General features: G+C 56.6%; 3 protein-coding genes and 2 pseudogenes. 3 read left to right on the forward strand and 2 right to left on the reverse strand.

Features of this window, described 5'->3' with window-relative positions; genetic code table 11:
* Window positions 1-1096: MMPL family transporter (locus CPT76_RS30190; RefSeq protein ID WP_181153140.1), on the forward strand; the 1096-nt coding region annotated here is incomplete at its 5' end.
* Window positions 1097-1252: 156 nt separating this feature from the next.
* Here CPT76_RS30190 and CPT76_RS30195 read toward each other — a convergent pair.
* Together CPT76_RS30195 and CPT76_RS30200 are read right to left on the reverse strand one after the other, a co-directional pair.
* Window positions 1253-2326 (reverse strand): annotated as a pseudogene (locus tag CPT76_RS30195) (NADH:flavin oxidoreductase).
* A gap of 125 nt (window positions 2327-2451) precedes the next feature.
* Entirely contained in the window at window positions 2452-2763 is a 312-nt protein-coding gene (locus CPT76_RS30200) for an ArsR/SmtB family transcription factor (protein ID WP_105445588.1), read from the reverse strand.
* A gap of 207 nt (window positions 2764-2970) precedes the next feature.
* Here CPT76_RS30200 and CPT76_RS30205 point away from each other — a divergent pair.
* Window positions 2971-5115 (forward strand): annotated as a pseudogene (locus tag CPT76_RS30205) (catalase).
* A gap of 282 nt (window positions 5116-5397) precedes the next feature.
* The coding region (locus tag CPT76_RS38000; protein ID WP_105445499.1) for a lysylphosphatidylglycerol synthase domain-containing protein at window positions 5398-7272 on the forward strand (1875 nt) is incomplete at its 3' end.

Here is a 7272-nt window from a genome sequence, read left to right on the forward strand (position 1 = left end):
CCTGGCAGCGCTGGAGCAAGGGGCTGACCAGTTGGCCAAGGGATTGCGCCAAGGCAGCAGCGGCAGCCAGGAAATCGCCGCAAACATGAAGAAGCTGAATGCTGCGCTGGGCAGCGTCCAAAGCGGGCAGCAGCAGCTGCTGAGCGGACTATCCAGCCTCTCGGGCGGCATGTCCCAGCTGAAGGAAGGCATCGACCAGAGCGGCAACGGACTGGGCGACATCTCTGAAGGTCTCGGCAAGACCAATGACTTCCTGACCCAGCTGAACAGCTCGAAGACCTTCTTTATTCCACGGGAAGCGCTGGAGAACAAGGACTTCCAGCAGGCAGTGGATGCCTTTATGTCCAAGGACCGCAAGATTACGAAGCTGATCGTCATCCTCAACGACGATCCGTATTCCCCTGCGGCCATGGACACGATTGAGAAAATCAACAGCGAGGTCTCCGGCACGCTGAAGGGAACCATGCTGGGCGACGCCAAGTTCGGAGCTGCGGGACCAAGCTCAACGACGTACGATACGAATGAGGCCCAGATCAAATCCTTCAACAGTACGGCGATTATCGTCATCGTCAGCGTGTTCGTCGTTCTGCTGTTCGTGATCCGTTCCTTCTGGCCGTCGGTATTTATCGTATTGTCGCTTGTCGCTTCCTACTACGTAGCGATGAGTGCCTCGAAGTTTGTGACGACCTATATCATCGGGGCGGAAGGGGTATCGTCCTTTGTACCGTTCTTCTCCTTCATCGTCATCGTCGCGGTCGGCGTGGATTACAGCATCTTCCTGATGGAGCGCTACAAGGAATACGGGGAGCTGTCTCCGGGAGAAGCGATCGTCAAGGCAGCCCGAAGCGTGGGCGGCGTCATTATTTCCGCCATGGTCATTCTCGGCGGAACGTTCGCAACGCTGATGCCTTCGGGGCTCGTGCTCTTGATCGAGCTGGCTGCGGCCGTGATCGTCGGTCTCGTCGTGCTCTGCTTCATCCTGCTGCCGATGCTGGTACCGGCCTTGATCGTGCTGCCGGAAACCCTGTCGCGCGGGCGGTCCCGCAAGCAGCAGATGGCCCATGTCAGCGGGAAGGACTCCACGCTGGATTCCTAATAACTTGTTAACGTATGAACGCATTGTGCACAAGTCAAAAAAGAACAATATTCTGTACACAGCAAAAAGACCGGAAGAGGCTGCAGCCCTCTTCCGGTCTTTATTTATATCAAGGCTTCACGCGGCGCGTTGTCCCGGGGGTGGGGCGGGACCGCATTAAGCCAGTGTTTTCAGCGCTTCAGGCGTGAACGGAGCAAGCTCGTCGAAGCGGCCTTCACGCACTTTGGTGGCCCAAGCCGGGTCTCCAAGCAATGCACGGCCTACGGCAACTAGGTCAAATTCGCCGTTCTCCAGGCGTTCCAGGAGATCGTCGATATCCTTGCTGCCTGCACCTTTGCCTTCGGCAAACAGGCTCGTGAATGCTTCGTCGAGCCCGACGGAACCGACGGTAATGGCCGGTTTGCCCGTCAGCTTCTTGGCCCAGCCGGCGAAGTTCAGGTCAGATCCTTCATACTCCGGCTCCCAGAAACGGCGGGTCGAACAGTGGAACACGTCGACGCCCGCGTCAGACAAGGCGCCAAGCAGCTTCCCAAGGTCTTCCGGTGTTGGGGCGAGCCTTGCGTCGTATTGGTTCGTCTTCCATTGGGAGAGGCGCAGCACGACAGGGAAATCCGGTCCTACGGCACGGCGGACGGCTTCCACGACTTCAATCGCAAAGCGTGCGCGTTTCATCATGTCGCCGCCGTAGCGGTCCGTGCGGCGGTTCGTCTGTTCCCACAGGAACTGGTCGATCAAATAACCGTGGGCACCATGAATTTCCACACCGTCAAACCCGATCCGTTTGGCATTGGCAGCCGCATCGGCATAAGCCTGGATCACGTAGGCGATTTCTCTTCGGTCATCGGTTCGGAAACCTGATTGCCGTTCAGATCAAGGCCCGAAGGACCGATCGGCATTGCTTCCGGATTCGGCTCGGCGCCGACCGGACGGGTCATGCCGATATGCCAGATTTGCGGCATGATCTTGCCTCCGGCTTCATGAACCTGCTTGACCACTTCGGCCCATCCGTTCAGGGCGTCTTCACCGAAAAATCTCGGAAATGATGAGGCCGACGTTGTTCTCGGCACGGCGGCGGTAATAGGCTGCTACGTCCGGGCCCGGTACTCCGTTCGGGGAGAATCCGCGGGTCATGGGCGCCATGACGATGCGGGTGGGCAGCGTCAAGTTGCCAATGGTAAACGGTTCGAATAAAGCTGCGGTGGAACGGGTATGCTGTGGATTGCTGTTCATGTATCGGTTTCCTCCAATATGTGAGATTTATATCTTTATACATTTACATAAAAATAGATATATATGATGAAAAGAAAGAGCGTTTAAGCCAAAAGGTTCAGATGTGCACCATATGTCATTTTAGCCTAAAGCTCTTTCTTGAGTTGTTCGATAAAACGGTTGATACCCTCCTCATTCCGTCTGTAGTAGGTCCACTGGCCGGCCCGGTGGGATTCCAGCAAACCAGCCTTTTGCAATTTCACCAGGTAGCCTGAAACAACCGACTGTGCAAGCCCTGTCTTCTGCGAAATGCTGCCGACGCAAATGCCGCCTTTGAAATTACAGGATGCCGGCATATGCTCCTGAGGGTCAAAGTGCTCCTCCGGATGCTTCAGCCATTCGAGAATTTTAAACCGGGTCTCGTTTGATAGTGCTTTAATGGTTAATAAGGTATCCATGGATCTTATTATATCTATTTTTATAGAAATGTAAATATGATTTGGCAAAAAAGTTTGGAATCCGAAAAACGCCTCTTCAGCCTGGCTTTTAACGAATGCACCGCAGATGTCCAGGTTAACATTCCCGTTTGGGTGGATTTTCATTCGGGTAATAACGGGTGTAAATACTCGGACACCGTCCGTAACCGACCAGGAGGGGATGCATTGATGGACCGTAAGAATGAACAGCAGCCGCAGAAGGATGTTAAGGACAGCCAGCTGGAGGAATTCCGCGTCAGTGATGCGGGGAAACCCATGACTACGAACCAAGGCGTTCGGGTTTCTGAGGACGAACATTCGCTCAAAGCAGGCGAACGCGGGCCGACGTTAATGGAGGATTTTCATTTTCGGGAGAAAATGACCCACTTTGACCATGAGCGTATTCCTGAGCGTGTGGTTCATGCCCGGGGGCTTTGGCGCACACGGGTATTTTCAGGTGTACAAGCCGATGACGCAATATACGAAGGCGAAGTTTCTGCAGGACCCGTCGATGAAAACGCCGGTGTTCGTGCGTTTCTCAACCGTGGCTGGTTCGCGGGGTTCGGCTGATACGGTGCGGGATGCCCGGGGCTTTGCCACCAAGTTCTACACGGAAGACGGCAACTTCGACCTGGTGGGCAACAACATTCCGGTTTTTTTCATTCAGGATGCGCTGAAATTTCCTGATTTGGTGCATGCGTTCAAGCCCGAACCCCATAACGAAATTCCGCAGGCGTCGACGGCCCATGATACGCATTGGGATTTTGTCGCCAATAACACGGAATCGGCCCACATGGTCATGTGGACGATGTCGGACCGGGCGATTCCGCGCAGCTACCGGATGATGGAGGGGTTCGGCGTACATACCTTCCGGCTCGTCAATGACAAGGGCGAAGCACATTTCGTAAAATTCCACTGGAAGCCGCTGCTGGGCGTGCATTCCCTGGTCTGGGACGAAGCGCAGAAAATCGCCGGCAAGGATCCCGACTTTCACCGCCGCGACCTGTGGGAAGCGATTGAAATGGGCGACTATCCCGAATATGAGTTTGGCGTGCAAATGATCCGGGAGGATGAGGAGTTCAACTTCGATTTCGATATTCTCGACCCGACCAAAATATGGCCGGAGGAGCTCATTCCCGTTCAGCGCATCGGGAAAATGACGCTGAACCGCAATGTGGACAACGTGTTCGCCGAAACGGAGCAGGCGGCCTTCCACGTTGGCAACGTCGTGCCGGGGATAGATTTTTCCAACGACCCGCTGCTGCAGGGACGCTTGTTCTCTTATACCGATACGCAGCTGATCCGTCTGGGCGGACCAAATTTCCATGAGATTCCGATCAATCGGCCGGTGGCGGAGATCCATAACAACCAGCGCGACGGATACCATCGCATGACGATCAACCGGGGCCAAACGAGCTATCATAAAAACTCCCTTGGAAACAACGATCCCCGTCCGGTTTCGGAGCAGGAGGGCGGATACACCCACTATCAGGAAAAGGTGGAGGGGCGCAAGGTCCGGGCGCGCAGCGACAGCTTCAAAGACCACTATACCCAGGCCAAGCTGTTCTGGAACAGCATGTCCGACGTGGAGAAGCAGCATATCATTAAAGCTTTCCGCTTTGAAGTGGGCAAGGTGAAAAGCAAAAGCGTGCAGCAGCAGGTTGTCGATATGTTCGGCAACGTTGATCTCATGCTGGCTGAGCAAATCGCCCTCGGCGTTGGTGTCAACCCGCCGAAGGCTGGAGAGGAAGCCTCCGGAGCGACTGTGGCAGGAGGTGCCGAAACCCAGGCCTCCCCGGCGCTGAGCCAGCTTCACACCGCGATGTCTCCGGCTACCCGTAAGGTGGCGGTGCTGGCCGCTGACGGATTCGACGCGGGTGAAATGAAGGCCGTCCTCACGGCCTTCGCTGAAGCAGGCGTCGTGCCAACCTGGGGATGATCGCCGGAACCGACGGCAGCCAGCTGGAGGCCATGCATACCTTCCTGACGGCTGACTCCGTGCTGTTTGACGCCGTCTATGTAGCTGGCGGGGAGCAGAGCATCGCCAAGCTGCAGGGTATCAAAGAGGCGGTCAATTTCGTGACGGAAGCCTACAACCACTTCAAAACCGTAGGCGCCTCCGAGCTGGCGACCGGACTGCTGTCCGGCTCAGGCATTCATTTTGCCGACGCCTCGGCATCTTCCGGCCATCTGACGTCTCCGGGCGAGGATACCGGACTGGTAATCCGCAAGGAGACGGAAGACGGCAGCGTCTTTGCCCGGCAGCTGGTCGAGTCCATCGCCATGCACCGCCATTGGGGCCGGGAAATGCAGATGATTTCTCCAATGAAGTGATCGATTGAGAATAAAAATGGAATGGTCCGGCTCCGCTTGTTGCGGGGCCGGATTTTTTAACATTCAGCGTTATTCCGACAGCATTATTCCGATACTTGGTAGCCGAATCTGGCCTTCGTGCCTTCGTTTCTCTCCGCCCCGTTTGCCGGTCTCTCATCGCGATCTCCCCATAAAAACCCGGTTCATTAGACGTGTTTGGATGGGAAGAGTGCTTTATGGTAGGATAAGGAAGAATGTCAGGACTAACATCAATGGGTTTTCGCTGCTGAAAGGGTGCATAGCATGAAGGAAAAGCTGGAGCGGTACAAATTTTTCCGTATCCTGGCTTCGATATATGAGATCAAAGCGATTCGTCTGCTCATTCCGCTTGCGGTGATCGCGCTCGTCTATTGGGAGGGGCAGCGGGAGCTGCGGCAGATTCACCTGGGGCGTACGTTCCATGAGCTGCGTCTGTTGCCGGTGGGCACCGTTGTTGGGATCTGTCTGTTTTCCCTGTTCTCCGTCGGGGTGATGAGCTTGTACGATTACATGATCCGCATGCATTTCAAGCTGAAAGTTGGCTGGTGGAACACGTTCCGCTACGCCTGGATCGCCAACACGTTTAACAATATTATCGGTTTTGCCGGACTGACCGGCGCCGGTCTCCGTACCCTGCTGTATAAAAGGAGCGGCATTGCGCCCTCGCTGATGGCGTCTGCGGTCGTATTTCTGTCGCCGGTCATCATCACGGGGTTATCCATCATGTCTTGGGCCGTTCTAACCGGGCTGTTCCCGGCAACCACGATGATTCGGGAGCACCGCTGGCTGATTTTCGCCGTATGGGGGATGGCCCTTTACCTGCCTTTATTTATTCTGATGCAGCGCTCATCGCTATTCGCGCGGTGGTTCAACAAAGGGGAAGGCCGAACGCCGTGGAGCACGGTGGCCGTCTCTCTGTGCGCATCGCTGCTGGAGTGGGCCTGCGCCGGCGTGACGTTTTGGCTGATTGCCGCCAGCGTCCTGCATGACGTGACCTTCCAGGGCGTCATGGGCATGTATACCGTGTCCGCCATTGCCGGCATTCTCAGCATGGCGCCGGGAGGGATCGGCGCGTTTGACCTGACCGTCCTTCTTGGCATTGAGCGTATGGGATTTCCGGCCGAAAGGGCGATGGCCGTCCTGGTGCTCTTCAGGCTGTTCTACTACGTTATACCTTGGCTGATCGGGCTGATTATGTCGGCCTTCGAATTCGGCAGTCCAGCAAAACGCACCTTGGAGAAGGTCGAGACCGCCGTCGAGATTCCGCTGAACGCCTGGCAGCGGCTGTGGCGCTGGCCGGGGCAGATGCGCTTTCTCAGCGATCTGGGCGTGTGGGCGCTTGGCAAGCTCGTGCTGGTCAGCGGTCTTCTTCTGCTGCTGTCGGCGGCTACGCCGGGACTGCTGTATCGGCTGCGGTTGTCGGAGGAACTGCTGTCCATGCCGATCATGCGCATCTCCCACCTGCTGTCGGTCATGATCGGCTTTATGCTGATTATCCTCTCCCGGGGCATTTCGCTCCGTATCCGCGGGGCGTATTTGTGGACGAGCGGGCTGCTGTTCGCCGGGGCGGTCTTCACCTTTACGAAGGCGTTTGATTTCGAAGAGGCGATCTTTCTGCTGATCGTTGCACTGATGCTGTGGATCTCGCGGGCCCGCTTTTATCGCTCGGGCGCCTTGATCGAGTGGAGAAGCGCAGCCGTATGGTACGTGCTCTCTGCGGTCATCGCCTTGGCTTACTATTGGGTCGGCGCCCATGTCCACCACGGATGGCTGCGCCACCTGCCGACCACGGAGCGGATGCATTGGATGGTCGGCTCCAATCCGTATGCCGCATCCGCCGTAATCGGTCTCGCCGGGGCATGGATCCTGCTGACCATGCTGATCGTGCTGCGCCCCAGCCGCAAGGTGGCGGCCCCGGCGACACCGGCCGATCTGGACAGGCTGCGGCAGTATCTGCAGAGTCATCAAGGGAATTTGCTGACCCATATGCTGTTTACGGGGGATAAAAGCTTCTACTGGTCCGTGGACGGCGAAGTGCTGATCCCTTACGCCCGCTCGCGGGACAAGCTGGTCGTGCTCGGCGATCCGCTCGGTCCGGAGAAGCTGGTACCGGATGCGTTGGGCGAGTTTCTGCAAATG

This window comes from Paenibacillus sp. AR247, from assembly GCF_002968895.1.
GTDB lineage: Bacteria > Bacillota > Bacilli > Paenibacillales > Paenibacillaceae > Paenibacillus_AQ > Paenibacillus_AQ favisporus.

Excerpts from the sequence above, each read along its gene's own strand:
- CPT76_RS30200 (WP_105445588.1), bottom strand. The coding sequence starts at position 2,763 with ATGGATACCTTATTAACCATTAAAGCACTATCAAACGAGACCCGGTTT.